Source organism: Bacillus sp. SIMBA_008 (assembly GCF_046535495.1).
GTDB lineage: Bacteria > Bacillota > Bacilli > Bacillales > Bacillaceae > Bacillus > Bacillus subtilis.
Genome location: NZ_JAWRWL010000713.1, coordinates 1 through 260 on the forward strand (window position 1 = coordinate 1; position 260 = coordinate 260).

Here is a 260-nt window from a genome sequence, read left to right on the forward strand (position 1 = left end):
CTGAAGTAATAGAAGGAAGGTTAGGAAATGGGCCGCTATATCGTCAAACGCATGCTATCAATCATCCCTGTATTTTTATTAGCCACTCTTTTCACGACTGGTATGATTCACCTTTCGCCAGTTGACCCGGCTGAGGCATATTTAGCAGCGGCTCATATCCAGCCAACGGATGAAATATTAGCGCAAAAACGAAGTGAATTTGGTTTAGACCAACCGTTTTATATGCAGTATCTTCACACCATTGAAAAAGTCATTCATCT

At 41.5% G+C, this 260-nt stretch carries 1 pseudogene; it reads left to right on the forward strand.

The annotated features are described in order from the left end of the window. Positions 1 to 27: 27 nt before the first annotated feature. Positions 28 to 260 (forward strand): annotated as a pseudogene (locus SB658_RS25110) (nickel ABC transporter permease subunit NikB); the annotation flags it as partial.